This is a genomic window from Microbacterium sp. CH12i (genome assembly GCF_000685355.1).
Lineage (GTDB): Bacteria > Actinomycetota > Actinomycetes > Actinomycetales > Microbacteriaceae > Microbacterium.
Genome location: NZ_JHET01000010.1, coordinates 30955 through 55966, shown reverse-complemented (window position 1 = coordinate 55966; position 25012 = coordinate 30955). Strand labels below are relative to the sequence as shown.

The window sequence follows — 25012 nt, the reverse complement described above, 5'->3', positions numbered from 1 at the left end:
CATCGCGCGCGTCGTCAGCCGACGCTTACTCGGCGGCGCGGTGGACGCGTTCCCATCTGTCGCCGCCCTTCGCGTACGCCGTCTCCGCCGCATGGGAGGCCGCGTTGACCAGAGTTTCGAACTCGTAGCCCACGGCCGCGACTGGCGCCCACCCGATGCTCGCCGACGGGCGGGTGGGGGCGAACTTCTCCGCCACCGCGTTGAATGCTGCGGAACTGGACGCCAGCCGGATATCGTCCGGGTCGTCCAACCTGATGTCGAGCAGCGACCACCACTGGACGAGCACGCCGCGACCCCCTCATGAGCGTCATCCTAGCCCGCCGTCGTTCGACGCTCCGACCACAGGATTCTGCAGGTGAAGTTCACCGTGGCCTTGTGGGTGCAACAGCGCCAGGAAAACGTGCCAACTATCTGGATAGCACTGGATGAGAACATCAGCACGCGTGCATCGTTTTGGCACCGTGTCGTCACGTCTCTCGTGGCGCAACGTCGCTCGACTGAGCCCGATCAGTTGACGGCGTTCCTTGGCGGCAGCGTCGATGTGTCAATGGTGCCGGGTCTGCTCGTCGAGGCGTTGTTCGCCTTCGACGGTCGAGTGCGGGTCATCCTCGACGATCTCCATCTGCTTGAAGACCATGCCCAGGCTGAGCTGACGTGGGTACTCGAGCGGGCGCCCATGCTCGATCTGGTCGCAACGACCCGCTCTCGCACCCGGCTCGAGGATCCTCTTCTTGCCTCTCGGCTCGCGTCGGTGTCATCGGTTCCAGTGAACTTGCGTTCACCTTTGACGAAGTCGCCCAGCTGGCGCCCAACGTGACTGATGGTCTCGACCTTGAGGAGCTCCACCTGCTTCACGATGTCACCCACGGGCACGCCCTCGCGACGCGCCTCGCTCTCACTGCGCTTCGTAACCGAAGAAGTGGCGGCAACAGCGCTGATAGGGCCGAGATCGTCGGTGCCGTCAGTGCTTTCGCAACCCGGGAGCTATTGCCGACATTTGCCGACGCCGCGCACGAGCAGGTTGCGCATCTCGTTGCGCTTGCTCCCGAGGTCGACGGTCCTCTCGCGGTCGCCCTCACCGGTCGAGACGATGTCTGGTCCGTGGTACGAAGCTTCGAGCGAGAAGGGCTTGGCCGCGTTTACAGCAGAGGCGGTCGAAAGCTCTTCGCCTTTCACGCACTTGTTGCGGCATCCCTGACCCGGCAGGCGCTCATCGAGATCGACGGTGTCGGTATTCGTCGGGCACGCAGCTTCGCAGCGTCTCATCTGTCCGCATGGGGCGACCCCGTCGACGTCATTCGACTGCTTCTCGCGGCCGAGCGGGAGGACGATGTCTGGCCATTCTTCGCGCGGAACTTCTCTGAGCTCAGCCAGCATCGCAACTCAGAGGTGATCCAGCCGCTCAACGCAGTGCCGCTCAGCCGGTTGGAAGAGCATGGCACCCTTGCCATCTGTTTTGCGGTGATGCTCAGCGAGAGCGAGCGCGCCCGTCGCGCCGACTTAAGCGCTTGGTTGAAGTCGGAATCCGGAGATTGAATGCTCGCACTCCCGCCCCCAATCCATCGGAGCGACTCATGGTCACGCTCGCGCGGTTCAGCGGCCTTCGAGCTACCCGGCAACATGAAGACGCAGCAACCGTCGGAGACGACATCGCTGACCAGATCGCCGCGATGGGTACGGAATATCGAGCACGACTTGGGGCGTCCGCTTACGTCGGGCTTCAGCAAGTGTTGATCACCAACATTCTCGCGGGAAGAACCGAAACCGCCATCACCATCGGGCACGTCCTCGACGAGGACGAACACCCCGGGCGAAAGCGCCACGGTCAGAGTCTTCTCGCCTACGCGCATGCCGTCCAGGGAGAAATGCCGGTCGCGCAGAAGCTTCTCGGCTCGGTCCCCGTCGAAGAGTCCGACGCCTGGTCACGCTCTCTCTACGGTGTCGGCTGGAACATCGCCAGCGCCCTTGTGCATCTGGAACGCGGGAGCTCATCTGGCGCTCTTCGCGACGGATGACGCAGCCGTCGGCCTCGACGAGCTCACGTTCGGGATGCGGCATCATCATGCGCGTCACGCGAGTCCAATCCTCACCAGTCGGCTCAAGTCCCAGTTGCGGACTCTCTACCGCAAACTCGATGTGTCAGACCGGGCAGGGGCGATTCGCCTGGCCCTGGAACGCAGGCTGATCTAGAGCAGTCTGATAATTGCTTGGTCCAGGCGATGACGGCGTTGAGGATGACCTCGGCGCGGTAGACGACGGCGTGGCTGTCGTAGCGAGTGGCAAGTCCTCGCCACGGCTTGAGATGGCAGTATTGGGGTATCCGATGCTGGCGACATTCAGCGGTGATCTAAATTCTGCCGAGGTTGCGCGCGGCCCCCAGATAGGCATCGAGGTCTTCACGCAGTCCCACCGAAACGGGTTGGAGGGCTGGTTCGCCACTTGCGGATACAATCCGGTAGACGACCCGAAAGCGTGGCTTGATGCCACCGATGGGCTCGAAGTACGCCTTGAAGCAATCCGAAAGGTCTGCCGTACCTGCGCGGCGTTCCAATGGTTCCCCCGTGACTTTGCCGTCGCGTAGAGATCGCAAGAGCATCAACGCCATTCGTTTGACATCTATGTCGCTGAGCGCGTCGACGTCACCTTGGAACCCTTCGAGTGGTTTAGCGAACTTCACTCGAAGTCAGCCGGGTCAAGGCCAAGGTTGGCGGCGATATCTGCCACCGTCGCGTCACCCTCACCTGCGGCGATGCGCTCCTCGATGAGTGGAGCGATAGCGATGTCTTCCAAGATCGACTCGAGCTGATCGAGAAGTGCTACCGGGATGATCGCGCCGACTGGCTTGCGATGTGAGCCGAATACGACAGGAGAGAAGGAGAGCCCCTCGCGTTCGATCTGTTCGCCAAGCCCCGGGAGTGCGATGCGTGCTTCCGTGCTGGTGAGCACTCGGGCTGCATACGTCATAAGTCCATTGTACGTCAACACGTACGCATTTGGAGTTCCGCTCAGACGCCGCGGCATGGAAGATACTCCGGGCACGCGTGACGATGAAGACAGCCAGAATAGAACCGTGGCAGTTGACGCAGCATCCGACGCCCTTGACCGATGGCTGAGCTCTCTCGACGCCGAATCGCTTCGCGCGCTCATCGATGACGCGCGACGGGGCGTACCCGACCTTGCGGATTGGCTCGACACCCAGCGCGCTGCGAGCTCTGACGATCCGGCCGAGCTGCGCGCCATCGTCGACCGCGCGTTCACACCGCACCGGCGGTTCTACGACTACTGGCAGGCGAACGAGTATGCGGCGCAAACCCACGACGTCGTTGGTCTACTCGCCCAGCGTTCCCTCCACGCGACGCCCGGTCTGATTCCAGTCATCGAGCGTGCGATCACGCTGACGACACGCGCCATCCTGAAATCCGACGACTCGTCTGGTGCGCAAGGTGACGTCGTGCGTACCCTGCTCGACGCCCACGCCGCAGCCGTGTGCACGACAACCCCGGCGCTCACGCAGCCCGAGCAGACGCGGCTGGTGAAGTGGATCGTCAAGTACCGCTACGACGGTAAGCAAGACTTCTTCGATCCCGACATCGTCGCCTACGCGCCCGGCCTGAGCGCGAAGAGCATCGAGCAGTACCGTCAGGCGGTCGCCGCGATCGATCTCGGCGAGTACGGCAAATACCCGCTCACTCGCCTTGCGGTGCTCGACCGCGATCGCGATGCCATCGTTGCGGCCAACGGTGGCGAGCCGGGCAACGCGCTTGTCGCCGCCCGTCTCGTCGGTGACCTTGCAGAGGCCGGGCTCCACACCGACGCCGTCGCCTACGCGCGCATCGGAATCGCGATGGACGGCCGCGGCTGGGATCAGAAGCTCGTCACCTTCCTCGTCGACGATGCCTTTACCCGCGCAGACCCTGAGGATGCTGTCGCCCTCCGCCGCGACTGGTTCCACCGGTTTCCGTCGGCTTCAGCATTCGCATCCCTTCGCGACACCTCATCTCTTGCGAACCTCTGGCACCGCGAGCGCGCCGCGGCCGAAGCGCTCCTCGAACAGCGCTCTCCCGACGCGTTCATCACGTACTTGCTGGGGGAGGACCGGGTCGATGAGGCCTGGGATTTCGCGATCGACGGCAGCTCACCGGCATCCAATGCGTCGGTCTGGCTGAATCTTGCCGAGAAGCGGGCGCTCACGCATCCCGCCGACACGCTGCCGATCTATCGCGAGATCATCACCGACACGCTCACCGTCACCGACAAGCGCAACTACCGCAGCGCGGCGAAGATCCTGAAGACGATGCGGGTGGTTGCCGCTGCCGCTGGCGCTGACTTCGAGTTCGACAGTTTCCTCGCAGAGACTGTTGAGCAGAATCGTCGCCGACCCACGTGTATTGAAGCGTTCGCCAGAGCGGGGCTTATTGCGCGGACGTGAGGGGCGGGCGGATCCCCGCTGATCACGAAGGACTGCAGTAACCGGAATCGGCTCTGCGTGCGTACTTACCTACGAATGTCTGTGGTGGGTGGGACTATGAATTATGGCAACTTTCACCGACGTCGCGACGCTGATTCCCACCTTGTGTGGGCAGCTTGTCGATGGTGGAGATGTCGAGCTGGCGCAGGCGTCGCTGATGCTGATGACAGATGCTGACGTCGTAAAGGTTCTCGAAGAGACCGCTGCAGTGGCGAAGCAGGTTGAGCAGATCCAGGTCGCGGCGGCAGGAGTGATCGCGGTGCGATCGAAGCGGGAGCGCGGGCATTCGGGGCTCGCGGCTTCTCGCGGGCATCGGTCGGCGGCGTCGCTGTTGCAAGATGTGACCGGGTCGACGAAGGCTGACGCGAACCGCAAGGTGCGGGTGGGAGAAGCGCTGCTCGATGACGAGCCAGACGAGAGCTTGGGCGATGGGGGAGCGGGCGAGGGGGCGCCGGGCGAGGGGCAGGCGGGCGCAGAAGGTGGCGGGGCGCCGAGCGATGATGAGCGTCCTGCACCCGGTCCCTGGTATCAGCGTCCCTGGTATCAACACTACGCGATGCGCTTCGGGACGGTCGTTTGACCGCGGCGCAGTTCGACGCAATCCGGAGGGGACTGGGAGAGGCGCCCGAGATCGACACCGATCACGCGGATGCCGCCGCATGCGCACAGGCGCGTGCTGAGGCGCGCGCGGCATGGGCGCAGGCGGCCGAGCACCTTATCAATGAGGCTGCCGAGCGCACGGTGGAAGAGTTGTGGCAGCAAGCGCGGTCGATCCGTGATCTGCTCGACCCGGAGGGCGCCGAGGCGCGGTTCCTCGCACGGTTCGAGAATCGCTCGTTCCGCACCTACCGCGGGCAAGACGGGCAGAAGCGCGCGAGCCTGGTGCTCGACGACGAGGGCGACCTGTTCATCGAGACGCTGCTGGCCGCCGCATTGCGCCCGCGACGAGGCGGGCCACGATTCGTGGATGCGGACGAGAAGGAACAGGCTGCGTCTTTGGCCGATGACCCGAGGACGAACGATCAGCTCGCGTACGACTTGATCATGGACGTGTTGCGTGCAGGCTCCCTCGCAGACGCCGAGAGCGTGTTCGGCACGCGGCAAGCTGGCGTGCGTCTCGTGCAGGTAGTGGATGCCGACGGCAACGGCGCGCCCGTCGCGCACAGCGAAGACCACCTGATGTCGATGCCGGGCTCAGCGGCCGATCAACGCATCTGCGAGAGCGGATTCGTGACGGTCACCATAGATTCCCACGGGAATCCACTCAATCTCGGGCGGGAACAGCGACTTTTCACTTCGAAACAGCGCATCGCGCTCGCGATTCGTGATGGCGGATGCCGGTGGCGAGGGTGTGACAGGCCCGCGTCGTATTGTGAGGCGCATCACATTGATCCGTACTCCGCAGGCGGACGAACCGACATCGATCGTGGCATTCTGCTGTGCCGATATCACCACATGACGCTGCACCACGGCAGGTGGCGGATCACCCGGCGAGGCAAAGACGACTTCGTCCTGCAACACCCCTCAGGTGAGATGTTTGCCATGAGATCGCGGATGGTACTCAGTTACGCCTTCGGAGGGATCGACCCACCGCCCAAACGATTCCGGCCTGCCGCGTGAGCATGCCAGAAAGAAGGTCCCCGAACGATGCTCGCGATTACTACTGCACGCGCGGACGCCTCATCATCGCCTCGACCCTGGCGCGGAACTCGCGTGGACGGAACGGCTTCGTGATGTACGCGTCCGCACCGGCCTGTAGCCCCAACAGCATGTCGCTCTGCTCGGTTCTCGCTGTGAGCATCAGCAGATATGTGGTGCTGATTGCGCGGATGCACTTCGCAGTCTCGAAACCATCAATGCCCGGCATCCCGATGTCGAGAGTCGTGACGATCGGTGCGTGAACACGCACGAGCTCGACGCCTTCTAAACCAGTGGCAGCGGAATACACGGTGAACCCTGTCCGCTCGAGAGTGTCAGCCAGCAACGTGCGAACGTCGGACTCATCCTCGATGACCACAGCGGTCTTCATGTTTGGTAGCCAGTCGTGATCTCCGGCTTCGTCAAGCCGGAGATCACGACCAACGAGTTGATGAAGCCGAACGCGGCCAGTCCCCAGACCCGCCCGCCTGCGACGCCGATGGTTGCGAAGGCCCGCAACCCAACCATGGCGACGCGACGCATTGCGTGCATCATCGATCCTTTCGTCTTCCCCTCGCCGAAAGGGGCCCACGGGCCGTGATGGTGTTAGTGAATCCCCAGCTTCCCGTGATTCGAATTTACAAACACCACCTCAAGGCATCCGCAAGTTCGTCCCAGGAATACCTGAAGACTTCCCGAAGATGAGACTCTCCGCGGTAAAGAAGGTCGCCTATTCGACCGTGGCGTGGACGCGTTCCCACCGGTCGCCGCCGGTCGTCTGCGCGACCTGCACCGCCTCAGCCGCCGCTACCACCAACTCATCGAGGTCGTAACCCACATTCTCAACCTGCGCCCAGCCGATGCTCGCCGATAGCCGAATGGGCAGCGCCTGCACCTCATCGACAGTAGAGATGCGCTCGAGCAGCTCAATGAGGAGCTCGCGCACGCCACCCTGCGCGCGCGGCACGAGAGCGATGATGCGGGTGGGGCCCATCCGCTCGATGTCAGCATCCGCAGGAAGTACAAGCTCAACATCGTGCATGAAACGATCGCACGTCGCATTGAACGCCGCCGTGCTGGATGCTGCGCGGATGTCATCAGGATCATCCAACCGGATGTCAAGCAGCGACCACCACTGATCATTGGTGGCTTCTGCCCGGTTCAAACGATCGCGGGCGATCCGCTCGAACGCCCCATGCGGCGTGCGCTCGCCGTTGTTCGAGCGGGCCGTCAGCAGCAGCACTGTCACCAAGGTGCAGATGATGTAAGCGTTCGAGCCGATCATGTTAGTCGAGCGCAAGAACTGCAGACTGTCCGCGTTGGCAGTCACATGTTGGGCGACCATGAATCCATTGATATTCGTGATGACCGTGAACACGAGGAACAATCCCGACACGGCAAGCAGCGGGGACGCTTCGTCGCGCTTGTGCGGTCCCAAGCGCAGCAATTCGATGATCGTCAACACGGCGAACACCGAAGTCGCCGAAAACAACACCCGGAAAGTGATTCCATAGGCGTCGCTGAATGTCGAGACCATCAACGCCAGAGGCATTGCGATCAAGAAAGCGACCGAGAGTGGAATGAATTGCCGGGTTGCTCCTCGATAAGCGCGAAGGCCCGACCACATGAGTGCCATCGGCGCGATGATGAGGCCAGATCCCAGCCCCCGGAGTGGCGCCATTTCCAAGACTTCGTATCCGAGCCACACGTAAGACCCGATCATGGCGCAGACGAACCCCGCAGACCACAGTGCCGTTGCCCGCGACGGTGTAGGGAGGAACCCGAGAGCGATGAAGATAATTACCGCGATGGTCGAGGTCGCGATGAGCGGAAGCACCAGTGTCGAGGTGATCATGTGAGTCTCCGATCTTGACGGGTCGGCAGCACGAGTGTGACTGCCGTCCCCTGGCCGAGCTCGCTCGCGATCTCAAGGCGTCCACCCTGGTCGAGCACGATGTCGCGGGCGATTCCTAAACCGAGTCCTGTGCCAGGGATGCCCTGCTCGCGCGCGAGCTGCGTGCGAAACTCTGGTTCGAACACGTGGGGGAGGTCCTCTTCAGAGATGCCGATCCCGGTGTCCGTGACGACAAGTGTCATCGCATCGTCACGGCGCGCGCTGCGGATCGTCACCGTCCCACCACGCTGCGCGTACTTGATCGCGTTGCCGATCACATTGTCGACGACCTGCCGAAGCCGGAAGGCGTCTCCGCACAGCGGCAGCGCCTCATCCAGTCGCACCTTCAAAGTGACGCCATCCGTCCCAGCGACCGGAGTGAAGCCTTCGATTGAAGAACGCGTGAGATCTGCCAGGTCGAAATCCAGATCGGCGTCTTCGCCGGGGTGGGATGCCGTAGACAAGGCATCGTCGATCAGCCGCTGCATCCGCTCGCCCGCTCGCTCGACGACCTGAAGCTGACGACGCATCGACTCGGAGAACTCGTCATGCTCTAAAAGCAGGTCGACGTGACCGAGAATCGCGGTCAGCGGGTTCCGGAGCTCGTGCGAAAGATTGCGCCTGGTCGCTTGCTCGCCCGCCCGCGCATCGACCTTCGTGCTGACATCCTCCACGAGAAGCAAGACGGCATCCTTCGTGCGCGCGCTGTCATCGATCTGAAGCGTAGACGTCCTGAGCGCCCGCCACTCACCGTCCAAGCCGAACAGCCACACCAGCTCGTCGGTGAAGAGCTCGCCGCGAGAGGCGCGGGCGATGGTCGTGTTCGTCAGCGCAATGGGCTGACCGCGGCGGGACTGGTACTCGACGGCGCTCGTCGGTCGGAATTGCGCGGACGAGCCGAGCGCATACAGCGCATGGAAGGCGCGGTTCGACACCTCGATGGCTCCACCAGCGCTCACCTGCGCAATGCCGATGTCGAGGGAATCGATGAGTCGCTGGTTGCGGGTCTTCTGCTCAGTCACGCGCCGAAGAGCATTGGCGATACGCCCAGACTGCGCTTGCAGCAGACGTCGGGTGGAGCGGCTGCGTTCCGACCCCACAGACATGATCACGCCCACGAAACCGAGCGTGACGAGCAGGACCATCATCCTGATCATTTCGCGGGGGGTGAGACCGAGATCAAACACCCGGAACAATGCGAGCCCGGCGATCAGAGTCATCATGCTGACCAACACCGTCGTCGAATAGTAACTCGCGACCCACGCGACGGGGAAAACCCACAGGAACGAGATCGGAGGATTCGTGGCCAAATCGAGTAAGCCGATCGCGAGCGCATCCACCACCGGAAGTACCAGCACGGCGCCAGGCCCCACCTTGTGCCAGGGAACTGCGAGGCAGATGACCGATGCCACGATAATCGTGAGGATGCCGGCACTCACCCGCCAATCGGCAAGCAGCTGAGGGGTCAGCAGCGCGATACCCGCAGCGACCGCCACCGTGGTGAACGCCAGAATCAGCTGCCACTGCCAGATCGAGCGGCACCGGCTGTCTCCGAAGTAACGGATGGCCGACGGCGCTGATATACGCGCCGGTTGCGCAGCCTTCCACATGAGCGTCAGTGTATCGGGATCGGTACCGTTGACGCGTTCTATTGCACTAGCGCGGCGCGCAGGATCCGTTCGACTTCATCCAGCGCGGGGTTGAGCTGGCTCGCCGACTCTTCATACACTTCGCGTGAGCGGCGGTACGGGTCGACGACATCATCATCTTCCTGGCCACCCGCAGACATGCCGCGCTGCTCACCAACGGCAAGAATCGCGGCGCTCAACCGTGCGCGCGGGTCATCGCCCTCAGCGTCTGCCGTGGCGCGTGCGGCTTGTGTGCTGAGAGTGGATGCCAGCCGCGCGAACTCGCGGACGGTGAAAGTCCGGCGGAGAGTGCGCGGAACCAGCTGCACGGCGTGCGTGCGGTGTTCACGCGTCATCGTCAGGATCAGGTCGGCGTCCTGCAGCATCGGCTCGACCAGGTAGCGGGCGGTGTGAGCCGCGGCATCCTCTGGCTTTGCACCGAGCTCAACGGCCAACTCTTGCGCGGGCCCGGTCATCTCGTGGCCAACGAGCGCGTGCGTTCCGGCGCTGTGCACGCGGATGCCGAGCGACTCGAGCCGCGCGCGCAAAAGTACCTCGGCCATCGGCGAGCGGCAGATGTTGCCGGTGCAGACGGTGAGGATCGTGAGGGGGTGATCGTCGGTCGAATCCGTGGGCCTCGGGGCTGGGGTCGCCGCGGGCGGTGAGGTCGGTACTTCTGGAGTCTTGTGCGACGAATGTTTGTCACGCCACTCGCGGAATTCGCGGCGACTCATATCGGCAGGCTGGTTCGTCACGCTTCCACCCTACGTCTCGATGGTGCGGGGACTGAGGCGAGCCAGCCGATCACGCGTATGCAGAGGCATCCGACGAGGGCGCCAGCGGTGTTCGCGATCAGGTCGGAGATCGTCGAGAAGCGAGTCGGCAGAAACAGCTGCACGAACTCGATCACTCCGCTCGTGGCGAGTCCAAGCGCGGCCAGGTGCCATGTTTTCAGCCGCTTCCAGCCGACGGCGAGCAGAATGCCGAACGGAATGAACAGGACGATGTTCGCCAAGAACTCCATCACCGTGTAGGTGGACGAGAAAGAGAGATCGAGGCGATAAGCGAGGGAGCGCGCGATCCGTCCGACGATGCCGGTGACGCGGCCGGCCTGAGCATCAGGAAGCCAGACGATCAGGGCGAGAGCGAGCGTATACGGCACCAGAAGTACGCGCGCGATGATCGCGAGTGCGGAGGTGCGGGGCATACGGCGAGCGTACTCGCGGGAGTTTCTTGTTCGCTGGGTCGCGGTGTGCGCTTTCGGGCGGTCAGATCCCGACGCGCCCCAGTTCATCGACTCGATGTAGCGCAGCAGCACGCCTTCGCGAAGCGCCCACGGCGACACTTCGAGCTCGTCGATGTTGAGCAGGGTCATCGCGGTGTGCAGCGACACCGCGGCCGCGACGATCTGGAACGTGCGGTCAGGCGTGATGCCCGGCAATTCCTGACGAGCGGATGCCGGCAGCCGAGCAAGCCGCGGAATCCATGAGCCCAGCGCCTGTCGGGGGAGCACTGTCCGGTCGAAGCCCTGACCGTCCGTCACTCGGCGGCCGGCGAGGTTCGCGAGAGAACGGATCGCCTTGGATGAGCCGACGACGTGATCTGGTCGGGGGAGGGCGTTGAGCTTTTCGGCCACGGGAGCGAGCACCTCTGCGGCGTGCGCGCGCAGCAGCTCGACCGCATCCTCACCCGGCGGGTCATTCGGGAAGAACTGCACGGTCATGCGCCCGGCGCCGAGCGGCACGGATGCCGCGACCTCAGACTGCTCTTCCGCACCCGCGGCGAACTCGAACGAGCCGCCGCCGATGTCGAGCAGCAGAATGCGTCCGGCATCCCACCCGAACCAGCGCCGCACTGCGAGAAAAGTGAGCTCTGCCTCCTGCTCGCCGGCGAGCACCTGCAGGGGCTGGCCGAGCGCCTTCTCGATGCGGGCGATGACCTCCGGCCCGTTGGTGGCATCGCGCACCGCGCTGGTCGCTGTCGTGAGAAGCGTCTCGACCCGCTCCGTCTCGGCGATGCCGCGCGCGCGGGTGACGGCGGCCTCGAGAGCCAGCACGCCTTCTTCGCTGATCGCGCCATTCGGGGTGAGGAAGCGCATCAATCGCACGACCGTGCGATCGCTCGTCGTGGCGAGGGGTCGTCCGCCAGGGAGGGCATCCGCGGCAAGCAGATGGACCGTGTTCGAACCGATGTCGAGAATTCCCAAGCGCACGGGTTGAGACTACTCGGGTGAGGGGGCGGCGCCCGCTCGTGCGGTCACTGCTTGCGCGTCAGTTACGGGCGTCCCATGCCGTAATAGGTCCACCCGGCGGCGCGCCATGCGGCAGCGTCCAGGCCATTGCGCCCGTCGACGACGATGCGTCCATCAGTGAGCGCGGACGCGTGTTCGGGAGAGAGGTCGCTTCGGTACTCGTCCCACTCGGTGACCAGCACCACAGCATCCGCATCTCGGATCGCCTCGTCACGGGAGGCTTCATAGGTGAGCTGCGGGTGCAGCCGGCGGGCGTTTTCGATCGCCTGCGGATCGGTGACCACGACGCCTGCGCCGAGGCCGTTGAGGCGCACCGCGACGTCGAGTGCGGGGGAGTCGCGCGCGTCATCGCTGAACGGTTTGAACGCTGCGCCGAGAACAGTGACCTTCTTGCCGAAGACGCTGCCGCCCAAGGCTTCGATGACGAGCTGTACGGCTCGGTCACGGCGACGGAGGTTGATCGCGTCGACTTCGCGCAAGAAATTCACCGATTCCCCCCGTCCGAGTTCTTCGGCGCGGGCGGCAAATGCACGGATGTCTTTCGGTAGGCAACCGCCGCCGAACCCGATGCCAGCGCCTAGGAAGCGGCGGCCGATGCGCGCGTCGTGTCCGATCGCATCGGCGAGCTGAGTGACGTCAGCACCCGTGACCTCGGCAATCTCGGCCATCGCATTGATGAAAGAGATTTTCGTGGCAAGAAATGCGTTCGCGGCGACTTTGACGAGCTCGGCGGTCGCATAGTCCGTGACGATGAACGGGGTGCCCTTGGCGACGGCCGGGTGATAAACCTCTCGGAGTATCTGTGCAGCGCGCTCGCCGTCTGGGGTCGCGGGGACGCCGGCGACCAGACGGTCGGGGTCGATGGTGTCCTGTACAGCCCAGCCCTCGCGCAGGAACTCGGGGTTCCAGACCAGAGTCGCACCGGCGGCTTCGACGCTCGCAGCGAGGCCAGCGGCCGTGCCGACCGGGACGGTGGACTTACCGGCGACGATGTCACCCGCGCGCACATGCGGCAGCAGGGATTCGAAGGCCGCGTTGACATGGCTCATGTCTGCGGCGTGCCCGTCTTGCTGCTGAGGGGTTCCGACGCCGATGAAGTGCACGGCAGCATCTTCGGCCGCGGCGATGTCGGTAGTGAAGGAAAGCCTGCCGGATCGGATGCCGTCAGTGAGGATCTCCGGCAGCCCGGGCTCGAAGAACGGCGCCTCGCCGCGTGAGAGTGCATCGATCTTGCGCGGGTCGAGGTCGATTCCGACCACCTCGTGGCCGATCGATGTCATAGCTGCAGCGTGCACAGCCCCCAGATACCCGCAGCCAATGACCGACAATCGCACGATAGGTACCTCTTCCCCAGGCGTCGTTGTTTCAACATGGCGCTTTTGTGTGGCGGGGGCAGCAACGGCAGTTGAACGGGGTCCTCATGCGAGGAGACGAGGCGATTAACACTGGCATCCGCCGTGATGTCGGGTCGTAGCATCAGCCCCATTACGATGGAACGCGTGACCGCCGTCGATCCGACCCTGCCTCTGTCTCCCTACCGGGAGATCGATCGCGCGGACTGGGCCCGCCTGGCCGCAGATCTTGACCAGCCGCTCAGCGAGATGGAGGTCGTCGAACTTCGGGGCCTCGGTGATCGGCTTTCCCTCGATGAGGTGCGCGAGGTCTACTTGCCGCTGAGTCGTCTGCTCAGTCTCTATGCGACCTCGACGAAGCGACTGGGCGCGGCGACCAGCCACTTCCTGCACGAAGACGACAGCACCACGCCGTTCGTCGTCGGCGTCGCCGGATCAGTCGCCGTCGGCAAATCGACCATTGCGCGTCTGCTGCGCGAGCTGATGAGCCGTTGGCCCGGCACTCCGCGGGTTGAACTCGTCACGACGGACGGGTTCCTCTATTCGAACGCTGAACTCGAGCGGCGCGGACTGATGGAGCGCAAAGGCTTTCCAGAATCGTACGACCGCCGCGCCCTCCTCTCATTTCTTACCGAGGTGAAATCGGGAGCACCCGAGGTGCGGGCGCCGTTCTATTCGCACATGCGGTACGACATCGTGCCGGATGCGACGGTCGTCGTGCGTCGCCCCGATGTTGTCATCGTCGAAGGGCTCAACGTGCTGCAGCCGCCGCCCGCCCCGAACGACGTCGCCGTCAGCGACCTCTTCGACTTCTCGATCTACGTCGATGCCGCACCGGCCGATGTCGAGCGCTGGTACGTCGACCGGTTCCTCGCGCTCCGCAAGGGATCCTTCAGCAACCCGTCGTCGTACTTCAACGTGTTCGCGCACCTCACTGATGACGAAGCAGAGGCCACGGCGCTCGGTTACTGGAACGACATCAACATGCCCAACCTCGTCGAAAACGTCATGCCCACCAAGCACCGCGCAACGCTCGTGCTGAACAAGGGCGCCGACCACAGCGTCGAAAGCGTGCTGCTGCGCAAGTTGTGAGTTCCGCGCGAGAGCTGTGAGTGTGGTGCGAGGCGAGAATGTTCGGATCCCTCGCAAAATATCCCGCTTACCCTTGAGTACATGTGTGGAATCGTCGGATACGTGGGCCCGCGCCCGAGCCAGGACATCCTTATTGCTGGCCTTGCCCGCCTCGAGTACCGGGGCTATGACTCGGCTGGCATCGCTGTCATTGACGGCGAAGGCCACCTCGGCATGCGCAAGAAAGCGGGCAAGCTCAACATGCTGCGCGCCTCGCTCGCAGACGCGCCGCTCAACGACGGCACGACCGGAATCGGTCACACCCGTTGGGCGACGCACGGCGGTCCGACCGACGTCAACGCGCACCCGCACCTTGCGGATGACGACAAGCTCGCCGTTATCCACAACGGCATCATCGAGAACTTCTCCGCGCTCCGCGAAGAGCTCCTTGCCGCCGGCGTGACGCTGCGCAGCGAGACCGACACCGAGGTCGCTGCCGCTCTGCTCGGCCAGGAATACGCCAAGTCCGGCGACCTGCAGACCGCGTTCCAGAACGTCGTCAACCGCCTCGAGGGCGCATTCACCCTGCTCGCGATGCACCAGGACCACCCGGGTCTCGTCGTCGGCGCTCGCCGCAACTCGCCGCTCGTGATCGGACTCGGCGAGGGCGAGAACTTCCTCGGATCCGACGTCGCCGCCTTCATCGAGCACACCCGCAAGGCGCTCGCCATCGGCCAGGACCAGATCGTGTCGATCACCCCCTCAGCAGTGACGGTGACCGACTTCGAGGGCAACCCCGTCGAGGCCGAGCCGTTCGACGTGTCGTGGGATGCCGCCGCCGCCGAAAAGGGCGGCTGGTCTTCGTTCATGGCGAAGGAAGTCTCTGAGCAGCCCGAGGCCGTCGCGAACACCATTCGTGGCCGCGTGCACGACGGACAGGTCATCATTCCCGAACTCGATGGAATGGACGAACTCTTCACCGGCATCAACCGTGTGATCATCACGGCCTGTGGCACGGCATCCTATGCAGCCCTCGTCGGAAAGTACGCCATCGAGCAGTGGGCCCGCATCGCGACCGACGTCGAGCTCGCACACGAGTTCCGCTACCGCGACCCGGTGATCGGCGACGACACCCTGGTGATCTCGATCAGCCAGTCCGGCGAGACCATGGACACCCTGATGGCCGTCAAGTACGCCCGCGAACGCGGCGCACGCACCCTGTCGATCTGCAACACGCAGGGCGCGACTATCCCTCGCGAATCGGATGCCGTCGTCTACACGCACGCCGGCCCCGAAGTTGCCGTCGCATCCACCAAGGCGTTCTCTGCCCAGATCACCGCGCTGCTGCTGCTCGGTCTGCACATGGGCCGGGTTCGTCAGACGCTGACCTCTTCGGATGACGTTGCCGAGCTTGCGGCGCTACCGGACAAGATCGCGCGCGTACTGGCTGAAGAGCACGAGCACGTCACGCAGATGGCGAGCTGGATGGCAGACACCCGTTCGGTGCTCTTCCTCGGCCGCCACGTCGGATACCCGATTGCTCTCGAGGGCGCGCTGAAGCTCAAGGAGATCTCGTACATTCACGCCGAAGCTTCGCCGCCGGTGAGCTCAAGCACGGACCGATCGCGCTCATCGAGCCCGGCCAGCCCGTGTTCGTGCTCGTGCCGTCGCCGCGCCACTCAGCGCTGATCCACTCGAAGGTCGTGTCGAACATTCAGGAGATCCGCGCTCGCGGTGCCCGCGTGATCGTCATCGCTGAAGAGGGCGATGTCGCCGTGCTGCCGTTCGCCGACGAGGTCATCCGCATTCCGCTGGCCGGGGCGATGTTCGAGCCGCTGCTCGCCGTCGTGCCGCTGCAGATCTTCGCCATGGCTTTGGCTACGGCCAAGGGCCTGGACGTTGACCAGCCGCGGAACTTGGCGAAGTCCGTCACGGTCGAGTAGCCCCGGCTTCGAATCGCTCAAATGGCTCCATTTCCCCTGGGAATGGAGCCATTTGAGCGATTCCAGCAGTTCCGGCGGGCCCGCTCAGGCGGCCGCGCCCACCAACACCAGCTTGTCGTTCTGCTCCTCGCGGTACCGCTCGCCGTTGACCGGGCACACCCAGTCCTCGCCGTCGCGAACCAACGGCTGACCGGCACGGCCGACCCACCCCACCCGACGCGCGGGTACGCCGACGACGAGCGCGTGCGCTGGCACGTCCTTCGTGACGACGGCGCCGGCGGCAACGAGCGCCCACGCGCCGATCGTCACGGGGGCGATGCACACCGCGCGTCCGCCGATCGAGGCGCCCTCCTCGATGTTCACGCCGACGGAATGCCAGTCATCCGCCGACTTCGCTGACCCGTCCGGATTCACGGCTCGCGGGAACTCGTCGTTGGTCAGCACGACGGCCGGGCCGATGAAGACGCCGTTCGCCAGGCGGGCGGGCTCGTAGATCAGTGCATAGTTCTGAATTTTGCAGTTGTCGCCGACGACGACATCCGGGCCGATGTAAGCGCCTCTGCCGATATTGCATCCCGCGCCGATGCGGGCGCCTCGCGCACTTGAGCGAGATGCCACACGCGCGAGTCTGCGCCGATCTCGGCCCGATCATCGACGTCGGCAGTGGGCTGGATGATGGATGAATCTGCAACGCTCATGAGGTCTCCCCGCTCAATCAGTGGGGCTCACCCCGGATGCCTCTCAGCATAGAGGTGGCCTCACGCCGAGAAAATTGGGGAGTGACTCCGAGCGAATCGCCCGCTATAGTTGCGATCGGGACGGTTTGATGCGTCCGCTCGTTATGGGGACGAGCGACGAATACGCACAAATCGTGAAGATGGTCGCGCGTGAGAGCGCAGCGGCCGAACTGGGGAAACTGGGGACATGGGGAATACATCCGTTCGCCGCACGCAGGCAACGCGCCTTCTGGCGACGCTGACGACCGTGCTTGCGCTCGTTGCGAGCGGTCTCGTGTCGCTGCCCTCAGTTGCCGAGGCAGCAGCAAGTTCGTGCGGCGTCGACATCAACCCGATCGTCTGCGAGAACTCGAAGCCTGGCACTGATCCCTCGGTTTGGGACATCACGGGCGCCGGAGACTCCACGATCCAAGGCTTCGCGACTGACATCTCGGTCAACATCGGCGACAGCATCGATTTCAAGATCGACACGGATGCCGCGGCATACACGATCGACGTCTACCGCACCGGCTGGTACCAGGGCCTCGCGCCCGCAAGATCGACTCGGTCTCGCCGTCGGCGACGCTTCCGCAGATCCAGCCGGAGTGCATTTCAGACATCACGACGGAGCTCTACGACTGCGGCACGTGGGGTGTCTCGGCGTCGTGGAATGTGCCAACGGGTGCCGTCTCTGGCGTCTACGTTGCGAAGCTGACCCGCACCGACACCGGTGGATCGAGCCACATCACCTTCATCGTGCGCAACGATGGCAACACCTCAGACATCGTCTTCCAGACCTCTGACCCGACCTGGCACGCATACAACACCTACGGCGGCTCGGACTTCTACCAGGGAGCTGCCAACGGACGCGCATACAAGATCAGCTACAACCGGCCGTTCGCGACCAGAAATGGCATCGAGGCACGCGACTTCTACTTCAGTGCTGAGTACGCGACCGTGCGGTTCCTCGAACGCAACGGCTACGACATGAGCTATATCGCCGGCGTCGATACTGACCGGCGGGGCACCGAGTTGTTGAACCATAATGTGTTCCTCTCGGTCGGGCACGACGAGTACTGGTCCGGCGCGCAGCGCGCGAACATGGAGGCAGCGCGTGATGCGGGCGTCAACATGCAGTTCCTCACAGGTAATGAGGGCTACTGGCGCACCCGCTATGAGAACTCGGCAGACGAGTCGGCCACGCCGTACCGCACGCTCGTCTCGTACAAAGAGACCTGGAGCAACGACAAGATCGATCCTTCGTCGGAGTGGACCGGCACGTGGCGTGACCCACGCTTCGCCGATGCGTCTCAGGGCGGACACCTGCCGGAAAACGCACTAACAGGCACGATGTACATGGTCAACGACGTCGCGCTTCCGGTTACCGTGACTTCGGATGAGGGCGACACGCGCCTCTGGCGCAACACCGGTCTTGACTCGATCCCGGAGGGGCAGTCTGAGCCGCTGGGGGATCAAACAGTCGGGTATGAGTCGAACGAAGATATCGACAACGGCTTCCGGCCGGCCGGTCTGATTCGCTTGTCGACCACTCTCGGTTACACCCCGCAATACCTCCGTGACTACGGCAACACGGTGACGGCCGGCACGACAGAACACCACGTCACTCTGTACCGCGCACCTAGTGGCGCGCTGGTCTTCTCCTCCGGCAGCGTGCAGTGGGGCTGGGGGCTCGACAGCACTCACGACGTTTCGCAGCCCGCCGCTGACCCGCGCATGCAGCAGGCAGAGGTCAACCTTCTTGCCGACATGGATGCCCAGCCTGCCACGCTGATGGACGGGCTCACGTCGGCATCGAAAACCACTGATGCGACGGCGCCGACGACGGTAATCACGACACCCGCCGAGGGAGCGCAGATCGCCCACGGCACCAGCGTTACCGCCACAGGCACCGCGACGGACGCCGCAGGCAAAGTCGCAGGTGTCGAAGTGTCGACCGATGGCGGTAGCTCGTGGCATCCGGCCCAGGGCACAACCAACTGGACGTACTCGTACATTCAGCAGGGGGCAGGGCAGGCGACGATCATCGCACGCGCCATTGATGACAGCGCGAACTACTCGGCCGCAGGAACCACCCGCGCGGTCGCAGTGGCCGGCCCGTACTCTGCTCAGGGCACGGCCGTGCCGTCCCTCGCCTCAGCGACCGACACGCAGGCAGTGGAGCTCGGGTTGCGGTTCCACCCGACGGCCGATGGATACGTCACGGGTGTGCGCTTCTACAAGGGCAGTGGCAACCTCGGCACCCACGACGGATCACTCTGGACAGCGAGCGGCGAGAAGCTCGCAAGCGTCACGTTCGTCGGCGAGACCGCCACCGGATGGCAGTCCGCTCTGTTCAGCACACCGGTCGCGGTCACCGCAGACACGGAGTATGTCGTCTCGTACACGGCACCGCAGGGCGGATACGCGTACGTCGACAATTACTGGCCGTACCATGCGCAAGCCTCATCCCCAGTGGCAATCACCTCGGGGGTCGGTTCGGCCAGCCCAGGACTGTACGGCCACGCGGGTGGGTTCCCGACCTACACCTGGGGCGACTCGAACTACTACGTCGACGTGATCTTCGACTCCGTCCTCGACCCGACGGTGCGGATCGCCGCGCGTCAGCCGGTGACCGGTAGCTCGAGCGTGCCGACAGACACCGACGTCACCGCGGTCTTCACCGCCGACGTTGCCGCCGCGCAGCTTGAAGTGAAGGATGCTGCAGGTGCTGTCGTGGAGGGAACAAGCTCATACAACGCACCGACCCGCACCGTGCGCTTCGCGCCCGCTGCGGCGTTCGAAAATTCCACGACGTACTCCGTCACCATTGACGCGACCCCGGCCGCCGGCGTGGAGTTCGACGCCGGCGAGGCGTGGACGTTCACGACGGCAGCGCCGGTCGTGCCCGAGGGTCAGTGCCCGTGCTCGATTTACACCGACCTTGACCGTCCGCTGATCTCTGCCGATGCAGATCCGGACTCAGTGACGTTGGGAACGCGGTTCACTGTTTCGGAGCCCGGGCTCGTCACCGCCGTCCGTTTCTACAAGGGCGTCGGCAACAGCGGCGAGCACGTTGGTGCGCTTTGGACAGCATCCGGCCAGAAGCTTGGTGAAGTGACCTTCAGCGGTGAGACCGCTTCGGGGTGGCAGACCGCGACCTTCGCGGCTCCTATCGCACTGCAACCAGAAACCGAGTACACGGTGTCGTACACGGCACCGAACGGCCACTACGCAGTGTCACCCGGGGCGTTCGCTGACGGATATTCTCGGGGCCCGATCACCGTCCCGGTCAACGGCGGAACATTCACCTACAGCGGCGGAATGCCGACGCAGACGAGCACCACGAGCTACTTCGTCGACATCGTCTTCGAGACCACGGTTGTAGGTCCGGTGATGACGTCAACGACTCCGCCGGCGGGTGCGACCGCCGTGGATCGTGATGTGGCGATCACAGCCACGTTCAACGAAGCTCTCGCGTCGACTCCAAGCGTTCAGGTTACTGCGAGTGGCACGGCGGTTGATGGCGTCGTGAGTATGTCGACCGATGGCAAAACGGTGACGTTCACGCCGTCGGACCCACTCGCGTATGGAGCGGACATCTCGGTTGAGGTCAGCAACATCACGGGCGCGTCGGAGAGTGGCACCGACCGAACCTGGGCGTTCTCGGTTGAACCGGATCCATCCACCGCTGTTTTCAACTTCTTCGACGGCGAGACGCCCACCGTCACAGCGAATGACGCCGCATCGGTTGAGCTGGGAATGTCCTTCCACAGCTCGGTCGACGGTCGAGTCGCCGCCCTGCGTTTCTTCAAAGCGGCCGGAGACACCGGCACCCACACGGGCACGCTGTGGTCATCAACCGGACAGGCGCTCGCCAGCGTGGTCTTCCAGAACGAGACCGCGTCCGGGTGGCAGCGAGCCGTGCTGTCGAACCCTGTGTCGATCTTGGCGGGCCAGACTTACACCGTGTCTTACCTGTCGCCGCAGGGCCGTTATGCCACAGCGGGCAACTACTTCTCTACTGCGAAGACCAGCGGCCCGCTCACGGCGGATGCTGGCGTGAATGGCACCTACCAGTACGGCAACGGCGGGTCGATGCCAACATCGACCTTCGGTGCTTCGAACTACTTCGTGGACGTCGATTTCATCGCCGGATCGGCGACGCAGCCCGCGGTAGCGATCGCAGCCAAGAGCCCGACCGGAGTCGCGGTCGACGTGACCGCCGAGGTGACGGCGCGGCTCACAGAGAACGCAACTGCCCCCACGATCACACTTTCGGCCGGCGCAACCGCCGTTGCCGGCGCAACCTCGTACGACCAAGCGACGAAGACCATCAGGTTCACGCCGACCGCTGAGCTCGCATCCGCGACGACGTACACCGCAGCCTTGCTGATCGGCGGTCAGCAACTTGACCAGTGGCAGTTCACCACCGTCGAACCGGTGATCCCTGGATCGACGGATACGATTTTCGGCGACGAGACGCCGGATAGCCCCTCCGCTACGGATGCTGACGCCGTTGAAGTCGGCACGGCATTCACGGTGTCTCGCGCCGGCCAGGTCGCAGCGATCCGCTTCTACAAGGCGCCGGGAACACTGGTACGCACGTCGGCACGCTGTGGGACTCCGACGGAAACGCCCTCGCTACCGTCACGTTTGCGAACGAGACAGCGTCGGGGTGGCAGCGCGCGGCGCTGTCGACGCCGGTGCAGGTCTCGCCGGGTATCTCCTATACGGTCTCCTACCTGGCTCCGAACGGACACTACGCGATCACACCGGCGTACTTTGCGGCCAGCAAGACCAGCGGATCGATCACCGCGCCAGGTGGCGCAAACGGTCGGTTCGCCTATGGCCCGAATGGGGGGTTCCCGACCGGTGCGTGGAACTCGTCGGCGTACTTCGTCGACGCGGAGATTGTGTTCGGTTCTGGAACGACGGATGCTACGCCTACGCCTACGCCTACGCCTACGCCTACGCCCGATCCGACACCGCCTGAGCCAACTCCGACGCCAACCCCGACGGTTGAGCCGACCCCGACGCCGACCCCGGACCCGACTCCGACGGTTGAGCCGACGCCGACCCCGACGCCGGATCCCGAGCCTGCGCCCGAGCCGACCCCCGAGCCAGCGCCCGCAGTCGTCATCTCGTCGAAGACACCGATCGTGGACGAGGGTGATGTCGCGCCAACGACGCTGGTGACCGTCGCGCTCGAGACTGATGTTCCGTCTGCCACGTTGTCGCTGCTCGCGGCAACGGTGAACGTCCCGGGCATATCCGCTTACGATCCGGCGACGCGAACGGTGACGTTCACCCCAGCCGAACCGCTCGCCTGGTCGACGACGTACACGGCCACACTCGTCTCAGACGGAACAGCGACGATCACCGATCCGACCTGGAGTTTCACGACGGTGGCCGCACCTCCAGTTGTGGACGTGACGACAATCTTCGGTGATGCGACGCCGCAGAACGCGTGGTGGGATGACCCGGACGGTGTGCAGGTCGCAACCAGGTTCACCGTCGACGTGGCCGGTTCGGTTACCGGCATCCGGTTCTATAAAGGTGCGGCGAATACGGGCCAGCACACGGGGTACCTCTGGAGTGCCGATGGAACGAAGCTTGCAGACGTCGAGTTCACGGACGAGACTGCAGATGCCTGGCAGACCGCCACGTTCACGACGCCGATCAGCTTGCAACCCGGCGTTGAGTATCGCGTTGGCCTGTACAGCACCACGGGAAGATATGCAGTCGACCTCGGAACTCTCGCTGCGGAGACGACCTCGGGACACTTCACTATCCCCGCGAGCGGCAGTTCGTGGGTGTACTCCCGTGAGTTCCCGGGCAATCCATCAACGAACAATTACTGGGTCGATGTGATATTCGCCCCGGTCGAATGATTTTCATGGTACGAGGCCGTGATGATGCGAGGGGAAGAGTGAGGGGAATCATGACGGAAAGATTGAATATCGCCGTAATCGGGGCGGGCTATTGGGGGCCCAATCTGGCGCGCAACCTACGCGCAAGCAGCGACTGGAACCTGGTCGCTATCTGCGACCTCGACATCGAGCGCGCGCGGGGTGTTGCCGACAGCGTCGGGGGCGTACCCGTGACATCGAGTCTCGACGAGGTGCTCGCCGACCCGTCGATCGACGCCATCGCGATCGCCACACCCGCACGCACCCACCACCCGATCACGCTGGCAGCGCTTGAAGCGGGCAAGCACGTCATGGTCGAGAAGCCGCTTGCCGACGAGCGCGAGCGCGGCGAAGACATGGTTGCGCGCGCGAACGAGTTGGGGCTCGTTCTCATGGCCGATCACACCTACTGCTACACGCCCGCTGTCCTCAAGATCCGCGAGCTGATCGCGGAGGGCATGCTCGGCGACATTCTGTTCGTCGACAGTGTGCGCATCAACCTCGGACTCATCCAGCCCGACGTCGACGTCTTCTGGGACCTCGCGCCGCACGACCTGTCGATCATGGACTTCGTGCTACCCGGCGGGCTCGACACGACGTCGGTGTCTGCACACGGGGCCGATCCGCTGCGCACCGGCAAGGCGTGTGTGGGATACCTGGCGATGCCGCTGGCCGGCGGCGCGATGGCGCACATCAACGTGAACTGGCTCAGCCCGACGAAGATCCGCCAGATGGTGATCGGTGGAACCAAGCGCACCCTGGTCTGGGATGACCTCAATCCGCAGCAGCGCATCAGCGTGTATGACCGCGGCGTCGACCTCGCCTCGGTCACGAAGTCGGAGACGGCCGTCGCGCGCGACGCCAACATCTCGTACCGCCTCGGCGACACCTGGTCTCCCGCACTGCCCGAACGCGAAGCACTAGGCAACGTCGTCACCGAGTTCGCCAGCGCGATCAATGAAGGACGCCCGGCTCGCACCGATGGCGAAGCCGGCCTGCGGGTGCTGTCTGTTCTGGACGCTGCACGCCGCAGCCTCGCCGCTGGCGGCGCACCGGCACCTCTTACTCTCAACATCCAGCCCGCAAGGAGCGCAGTATGACCGCAATCGAAGGCTCGAACATCCTCGTCACCGGTGGTGCCGGATTCATTGGCAGCCACCTCGTCGACGCACTGCTTACGGGCGGAGCGGGGGACGTTTTCGTTCTCGACAACCTGGTGAACGGGCGTCGAGAGAATCTCGCGGATGCACTCCGCGACCCCCGCGTGAACCTGATCGCCGCTGACGCGCGTGATGAGTCGACCGTGAACACGATCCTTGAGCGGGGTATCGATGTCGTATTCCATCTCGCCTGTCTCGGAGTCCGGCACAGCCTGCACGACCCCCGCGAGAATCATGCGGTGAACGCGACGATGACCCTTGAAATGCTTGAGAGCGCGATGGGCGCAGGGGTCCGACGCTTCATTCACGTCAGCTCGAGCGAGGTCTACGGGACGGCGCAGTATGCGCCGATGGACGAGTTACATCCAACGTTTCCGGAACCGTGTACGGCGGCGCGAAGCTCGCCGGTGAGGCCTATGCGCGGGCCGCGTTCCGAACGCATGGCTTCCCCGTGACCGTGGCGCGTCCATTCAACGCATACGGCACACGCAGTCACTTTGAAGGTGACAGCGGAGAGGTGCTGCCCCGAACCATAGTGCGCGTGCTCGCTGGGTTACCGCCGATCATCTATGGCGATGGTGAACAATCACGAGATTTCACCCATGTCACGGACACGGCGCGCGGGATTATCGCGCTCGCCGAATCGGACGATGCCGTAGGTGCCACCGTCAACATCGGGTCGGGGACGGAAGTATCGATCAACACGCTCGCCCGCATCGTCGGCGAGGCGGTGGGGCGTCCCGACCTCGCCCCCCTTCACCTTGACGCACGCCCCGGAGACGTTCGTCGACTGCTAGCCGAGTCGAGCCAGATGCAGCGCTTGACGGGCTATGTTCCTCGCGTCTCGTTCGAAGAGGGGGTTCGCGAACTGGTCGAAAGCTTGCGTGACAGCGGGGTCAGTTTCGAGGACATGCTCGCAAAGGTCGAAGATCGCAACTGGGGCCAGGGGGTGGCTAGCAGTGTCTGACACCAGCACAAGGAA

21 protein-coding genes and 5 pseudogenes are annotated in these 25012 nt (G+C 64.1%); 14 read left to right on the top strand and 12 right to left on the bottom strand.

Annotation, left to right across the window (positions count from 1 at the left end):
- Positions 1-25: 25 nt before the first annotated feature.
- Positions 26-286, bottom strand: a complete 261-nt coding sequence (locus DC31_RS12390) for a hypothetical protein (protein ID WP_036280596.1) — start codon at positions 284-286, stop codon at positions 26-28.
- A gap of 69 nt (positions 287-355) precedes the next feature.
- On the opposite strand from DC31_RS12390, the gene DC31_RS12385 reads away from it, so the two are divergent.
- Genes DC31_RS12385 through DC31_RS12375 form a run of 3 tightly spaced genes read left to right on the top strand, consistent with a single transcriptional unit; the run spans position 356 to position 2015 of the window.
- A complete protein-coding gene (locus DC31_RS12385; RefSeq protein ID WP_036280594.1) occupies positions 356-817 on the top strand; it encodes a hypothetical protein in 462 nt (153 codons plus the stop codon).
- Positions 814-1536 (top strand): hypothetical protein, encoded by a 723-nt coding sequence (locus DC31_RS12380; protein WP_036280592.1) that lies wholly within the window; start codon positions 814-816, stop codon positions 1534-1536. The genes DC31_RS12385 and DC31_RS12380 overlap by 4 nt, the downstream gene beginning before the upstream one ends.
- A 38-nt stretch (positions 1537-1574) precedes the next feature.
- On the top strand, positions 1575-2015 hold the full coding sequence (locus DC31_RS12375; protein ID WP_036280590.1) for a hypothetical protein: 441 nt from the start codon (positions 1575-1577) through the stop codon (positions 2013-2015).
- 179 nt (positions 2016-2194) lie between these two features.
- Here DC31_RS12375 and DC31_RS20600 read toward each other — a convergent pair.
- Positions 2195-2314 (bottom strand): annotated as a pseudogene (locus tag DC31_RS20600) (IS5/IS1182 family transposase); the annotation flags it as partial.
- A 359-nt stretch (positions 2315-2673) separates the two neighbouring features.
- The gene (locus tag DC31_RS12365) at positions 2674-2964 is read right to left on the bottom strand and encodes a hypothetical protein (RefSeq protein ID WP_036280586.1); all 291 of its coding nucleotides are present in this window, start codon (positions 2962-2964) and stop codon (positions 2674-2676) included.
- 106 nt (positions 2965-3070) lie between these two features.
- Between DC31_RS12365 and DC31_RS12360 the strand changes: the two genes are divergently transcribed.
- The 3 genes from DC31_RS12360 to DC31_RS12350 all read left to right on the top strand — a co-directional run bounded on the left by DC31_RS12360 (position 3071) and on the right by DC31_RS12350 (position 6088).
- A complete protein-coding gene (locus DC31_RS12360) occupies positions 3071-4429 on the top strand; it encodes a hypothetical protein (protein WP_152545426.1) in 1359 nt (452 codons plus the stop codon).
- A 103-nt stretch (positions 4430-4532) separates the two neighbouring features.
- Complete coding sequence (locus DC31_RS12355; RefSeq protein ID WP_036280582.1) at positions 4533-5048, top strand: hypothetical protein; 516 nt, start codon at positions 4533-4535, stop codon at positions 5046-5048.
- Positions 5045-6088 (top strand): HNH endonuclease signature motif containing protein, encoded by a 1044-nt coding sequence (locus tag DC31_RS12350; RefSeq protein WP_036280580.1) that lies wholly within the window; start codon positions 5045-5047, stop codon positions 6086-6088. The genes DC31_RS12355 and DC31_RS12350 overlap by 4 nt, the downstream gene beginning before the upstream one ends.
- A 40-nt stretch (positions 6089-6128) precedes the next feature.
- On the opposite strand, the gene DC31_RS12345 is transcribed toward DC31_RS12350, so the two are convergent.
- From DC31_RS12345 to DC31_RS12320, 8 genes and pseudogenes are all read right to left on the bottom strand, one after another.
- A complete protein-coding gene (locus DC31_RS12345; RefSeq protein ID WP_051606893.1) occupies positions 6129-6497 on the bottom strand; it encodes a response regulator transcription factor in 369 nt (122 codons plus the stop codon).
- Entirely contained in the window at positions 6494-6661 is a 168-nt protein-coding gene (locus DC31_RS18480; RefSeq protein ID WP_160173234.1) for a hypothetical protein, read from the bottom strand. The genes DC31_RS12345 and DC31_RS18480 overlap by 4 nt, the downstream gene beginning before the upstream one ends.
- 175 nt (positions 6662-6836) lie before the next feature.
- The gene (locus tag DC31_RS12340; protein ID WP_036280579.1) at positions 6837-7961 is read right to left on the bottom strand and encodes a hypothetical protein; all 1125 of its coding nucleotides are present in this window, start codon (positions 7959-7961) and stop codon (positions 6837-6839) included.
- Complete coding sequence (locus DC31_RS12335; RefSeq protein WP_051606891.1) at positions 7958-9610, bottom strand: sensor histidine kinase; 1653 nt, start codon at positions 9608-9610, stop codon at positions 7958-7960. Before DC31_RS12335 ends, DC31_RS12340 begins: the two co-directional genes overlap by 4 nt.
- A gap of 38 nt (positions 9611-9648) precedes the next feature.
- On the bottom strand, positions 9649-10383 hold the full coding sequence (locus DC31_RS12330) for an arsenate reductase/protein-tyrosine-phosphatase family protein (RefSeq protein ID WP_235201489.1): 735 nt from the start codon (positions 10381-10383) through the stop codon (positions 9649-9651).
- Complete coding sequence (locus DC31_RS19605; protein ID WP_235201539.1) at positions 10380-10835, bottom strand: VanZ family protein; 456 nt, start codon at positions 10833-10835, stop codon at positions 10380-10382. Before DC31_RS19605 ends, DC31_RS12330 begins: the two co-directional genes overlap by 4 nt.
- 78 nt (positions 10836-10913) lie before the next feature.
- Positions 10914-11840 (bottom strand): annotated as a pseudogene (locus DC31_RS19600) (Ppx/GppA phosphatase family protein); the annotation flags it as partial.
- Positions 11841-11902: 62 nt separating this feature from the next.
- A complete protein-coding gene (locus DC31_RS12320; protein WP_036280577.1) occupies positions 11903-13213 on the bottom strand; it encodes a UDP-glucose dehydrogenase family protein in 1311 nt (436 codons plus the stop codon).
- A 156-nt stretch (positions 13214-13369) separates the two neighbouring features.
- On the opposite strand from DC31_RS12320, the gene coaA reads away from it, so the two are divergent.
- Both coaA and glmS read left to right on the top strand, forming a co-directional pair.
- Entirely contained in the window at positions 13370-14323 is a 954-nt protein-coding gene (gene coaA / locus DC31_RS12315; RefSeq protein WP_051607019.1) for a type I pantothenate kinase, read from the top strand.
- Between the two features lie 81 nt (positions 14324-14404).
- Positions 14405-16245: pseudogene (gene glmS / locus DC31_RS12310) on the top strand (glutamine--fructose-6-phosphate transaminase (isomerizing)).
- A gap of 84 nt (positions 16246-16329) precedes the next feature.
- Here glmS and DC31_RS12305 read toward each other — a convergent pair.
- Positions 16330-16943, bottom strand: a pseudogene (locus tag DC31_RS12305) (acyltransferase).
- 226 nt (positions 16944-17169) lie between these two features.
- On the opposite strand from DC31_RS12305, the gene DC31_RS19595 reads away from it, so the two are divergent.
- From DC31_RS19595 to DC31_RS19995, 6 genes and pseudogenes are all read left to right on the top strand, one after another.
- The gene (locus tag DC31_RS19595) at positions 17170-17676 is read left to right on the top strand and encodes a hypothetical protein (protein WP_152545425.1); all 507 of its coding nucleotides are present in this window, start codon (positions 17170-17172) and stop codon (positions 17674-17676) included.
- Positions 17571-21802, top strand: a pseudogene (locus DC31_RS19590) (DUF4082 domain-containing protein); the annotation flags it as partial. The gene DC31_RS19595 and the pseudogene DC31_RS19590, both read left to right, overlap by 106 nt.
- A gap of 318 nt (positions 21803-22120) precedes the next feature.
- A complete protein-coding gene (locus DC31_RS19580; protein WP_235201488.1) occupies positions 22121-22852 on the top strand; it encodes a DUF4082 domain-containing protein in 732 nt (243 codons plus the stop codon).
- 50 nt (positions 22853-22902) lie between these two features.
- Positions 22903-23970 (top strand): Gfo/Idh/MocA family protein, encoded by a 1068-nt coding sequence (locus DC31_RS12295; protein WP_081813836.1) that lies wholly within the window; start codon positions 22903-22905, stop codon positions 23968-23970.
- On the top strand, positions 23967-24485 hold the full coding sequence (locus DC31_RS20000; protein WP_268748243.1) for a GDP-mannose 4,6-dehydratase: 519 nt from the start codon (positions 23967-23969) through the stop codon (positions 24483-24485). The genes DC31_RS12295 and DC31_RS20000 overlap by 4 nt, the downstream gene beginning before the upstream one ends.
- Positions 24413-24997, top strand: a complete 585-nt coding sequence (locus DC31_RS19995; protein ID WP_268748242.1) for an NAD-dependent epimerase/dehydratase family protein — start codon at positions 24413-24415, stop codon at positions 24995-24997. Before DC31_RS20000 ends, DC31_RS19995 begins: the two co-directional genes overlap by 73 nt.
- The last annotated feature ends 15 nt before the right edge of the window (positions 24998-25012 follow it).

Bases quoted from the DNA above. Each gene is read 5' to 3' on its own strand.
- DC31_RS12375 (WP_036280590.1), top strand. From the start codon at position 1,575: ATGGTCACGCTCGCGCGGTTCAGCGGCCTTCGAGCTACCCGGCAACAT.
- DC31_RS12365 (WP_036280586.1), bottom strand. From the start codon at position 2,964: ATGACGTATGCAGCCCGAGTGCTCACCAGCACGGAAGCACGCATCGCA.
- DC31_RS12355 (WP_036280582.1), top strand. From the start codon at position 4,533: ATGGCAACTTTCACCGACGTCGCGACGCTGATTCCCACCTTGTGTGGG.
- DC31_RS12345 (WP_051606893.1), bottom strand. From the start codon at position 6,497: ATGAAGACCGCTGTGGTCATCGAGGATGAGTCCGACGTTCGCACGTTG.
- DC31_RS18480 (WP_160173234.1), bottom strand. From the start codon at position 6,661: ATGATGCACGCAATGCGTCGCGTCGCCATGGTTGGGTTGCGGGCCTTC.
- DC31_RS12340 (WP_036280579.1), bottom strand. From the start codon at position 7,961: ATGATCACCTCGACACTGGTGCTTCCGCTCATCGCGACCTCGACCATC.
- DC31_RS12335 (WP_051606891.1), bottom strand. From the start codon at position 9,610: ATGTGGAAGGCTGCGCAACCGGCGCGTATATCAGCGCCGTCGGCCATC.
- DC31_RS19605 (WP_235201539.1), bottom strand. From the start codon at position 10,835: ATGCCCCGCACCTCCGCACTCGCGATCATCGCGCGCGTACTTCTGGTG.
- coaA (WP_051607019.1), top strand. From the start codon at position 13,370: ATGGAACGCGTGACCGCCGTCGATCCGACCCTGCCTCTGTCTCCCTAC.
- DC31_RS19595 (WP_152545425.1), top strand. From the start codon at position 17,170: ATGGGGAATACATCCGTTCGCCGCACGCAGGCAACGCGCCTTCTGGCG.
- DC31_RS12295 (WP_081813836.1), top strand. From the start codon at position 22,903: ATGACGGAAAGATTGAATATCGCCGTAATCGGGGCGGGCTATTGGGGG.
- DC31_RS20000 (WP_268748243.1), top strand. From the start codon at position 23,967: ATGACCGCAATCGAAGGCTCGAACATCCTCGTCACCGGTGGTGCCGGA.